Origin of the sequence: Halopseudomonas sp. (assembly GCF_041579695.1) — a bacterium.
Taxonomy (GTDB): Bacteria; Pseudomonadota; Gammaproteobacteria; order Pseudomonadales; family Pseudomonadaceae; genus Halopseudomonas.
In genome coordinates this window covers 1-2,648 of record NZ_JBFGFI010000172.1, presented here as the reverse complement: position 1 = coordinate 2,648, position 2,648 = coordinate 1, and the positions used below count along the sequence as shown (strand labels likewise).

Sequence of the window (2,648 nt, the reverse complement as noted above, 5' to 3'; positions counted from 1 at the left end):
GATTTCAATACCAATGCCACCGCGGAAATGGGTGCCTCGCTGGGCACCGATACAGCAAAGACCGGCGATGTCAGCATCACTGCGCTGGATCGCACCGTACACCAGCAGGTCAAGTCGGGTGTCACGGTCGGCAGCAACACGCTGTTCCGCACTGTCGGGGCCAAGCCGATAGCGGGCGTCGCTGCGATGCAGAACGGCGTGAACAACCTGATCGACAGCAAAAAGCCCTCGGGTATCGACGTACCCAAGGATGGCGATGGCAAGATCTCCTTCAAGGGCGGCCTGGCTTTTACCATGAACCTGTCCGATCACGAGGCTTATGCCTTCCTGGGCAACAACCAGGCCGGCCAGGCGCAAGCGCCGAGCATACAGTCCACGGGTAATCTGCTGCTGGCCAGCGCCATTGACCTGGGCACGGACAACGCCTCGATCGCCGGTGGTAACGACAATGCAGCGCATGGCGATGACCAGGGCGCCTGGCGCACCTCGGCAGAGGCGGCAGTGGCTTCGCCGAGTAGCAGGACCACGGGCAGTAACCAGACCGGCTCCTCGGAAAAGAGCCTGGCGGTGGCCCTCAATTTCGCCATTAACAGTGGCGATGCCGTGGCTGAAATCGGCGATTACGTGGAGATCTCGGCGGCCAATGTCGGTGTGCTGGCGCGCCAGAAAGTGCCGATTTCTTCGGCTTATGATAAGTGGGACTCCTTCTCCGATGTGTTGAGCAAGTTCAACGGCATTGGCGGCATGCAGAACAATATTCTTTCGTCCTTCGCCAATGCCGGCACCTCGGCAGACAATTCGGCTACCGGCGGCTCCCTGAACGTGGTCATCAACGACCTGGATACCAAGGCGTGGGTCGGCGACAACGTCAAGATCACCACCACGGGAACGGCGGATTGGTCTGCCGGCCGGATAGTGGCCGGCAATATGGTGGCGCCCACGTTGTTTGATACCACTATTCCGTTCAAGACCATCGATTACAGCTTCGATTTCACTCGTTCCGTGGACGTACAGGCTTACAACCTGAATGAAAGCGTTCACCTGGCCGGCAACCTCGGCACCCTTGGGCTCTTGCCGAACGGCAATGGCACCAATGAAAAAGGTAAATCCGTCGGCGGCAGCATCAGCTTTGTCCAGCAGACAGCCACCGCTGTTGCCGGCATTGGCGCTGCCACCGTGTCAGTAGCGGGGGATGTGGGTATTCAGGCGCACACCGACGAACGCCATTTTCTGATTACGCCCTCGTCCGGTTCCGGTAAGGGTCTGGGATTCAACGGCGTCATGGCGATTCTCAACAGTGAGTCGCTCACCCACGCCTCGCTGAGCAACCAGGCCAGAGTCAATACGACGGGTTTGCATGTGCTGGCTGATCATGACTTTGGCAACTGGGCTGCGTCCGGCGCATTCAATAAATCAGACGAATCGGCCATGGGCCTGTCCGTAGCGATCAACATCGCCCAGGGCGATACCAAGGCGTTCATCGGCGATAACACCGGCGAGCAAGCCAAGGTGGGCTTCAAGAACGGGTCACAGCCTGCCCCTGACGCCCCAACCACGCCGGCGCCGGATCCACGTGGCATTGTGGCCAACGAAGTGCGTGTCAGGGCGCGCAGTGCAGGCACCAACGGCTCACTGGCAGTAGCGGGTGCCGTTGTCACTGAGCCCAACAACGATCCGGGAAAAGCGGAGCAGTTCGAGAACTGGTGGAGCGGGTTGGGAGGCAAGGCGGCGGACAGCCATAGCGCTGCAGTCTCAGGCGCGGGTGCGGCCTCGATAGGCAGTGCGGCAGGTGACGGCGCAAACGAGCCGGCCAACCCGCCCGCTGGCGAGGATGCGCAGGTCGACGCTGACAAGACGGGCCTCGCTGCCGCCGGCAGTCTGACGGTCTCGGTGAATAATCTGGATGCCAAAGCGCTCATCGATAATGCCGTCATTAGTGGCAAGGGTGGCGCCGATGTTGATGTAACGGTACAGGCCCTGGAAAAGGTGATTTCTGCCTCGGCATCGGGTGGCGCAGCCCTGGCCAAACTGGGTGCCAATTCTCCCTCCAACCAGAACACCATCGCCGGTGCGATTGCCTACCAGATCAGCTTCAACGACGCGCTGGCATGGATTCAGGACACGACCATCACCAATGCCGGTGATGTGAATGTGCAGGCGCTGCACGGTGGTGAGCTCACGTCCGTGGCGCTGGCGCTGGCGGTCACCAGTTCGAACCAGAACACACAGAACAGCAACAACGGCGCATTGTCGATCTCCGGTGCGCAAATCTATGACGGCACCTCGGCGCGTATCGATAACAGCTCGATTACCAGCAACGATGACGGTGACGACAGTCTCGAAGTGTCTGCCTACAACAACGCGTCTATCGGTGTGGGCGGCGGTTCACTGTACTTGGGCGGCAAGAAGGGCGGCGGGCTGGCAATTACCTTCGCCGAAATCAATGACCCCAGCGCTATGCTGGCAGGGGTCAATCCGGACGCGAACAATGTGCTGAGCTCGGCGCATAACGAGGATGTGTACAGCGGCTCGGCAGTCGAGGCCGTCATCAGTGGCGTTGACGGGACGCGCAGCACCCTGACCGATTTCGACAGCGTCACAGTCTCTGCCAGCGCCGTGAACAGGATCGGTCTCGGCGCGGCAGGTGG

Annotated in this window: 1 protein-coding gene; it reads left to right on the top strand. The window is 60.5% G+C overall.

Annotated features, from left to right (window positions below; all coding sequences use genetic code 11):
* The coding region (locus ABYA88_RS16035; RefSeq protein ID WP_373188386.1) for a hypothetical protein at nt 1-2,648 on the top strand (2,648 nt) is incomplete at both ends.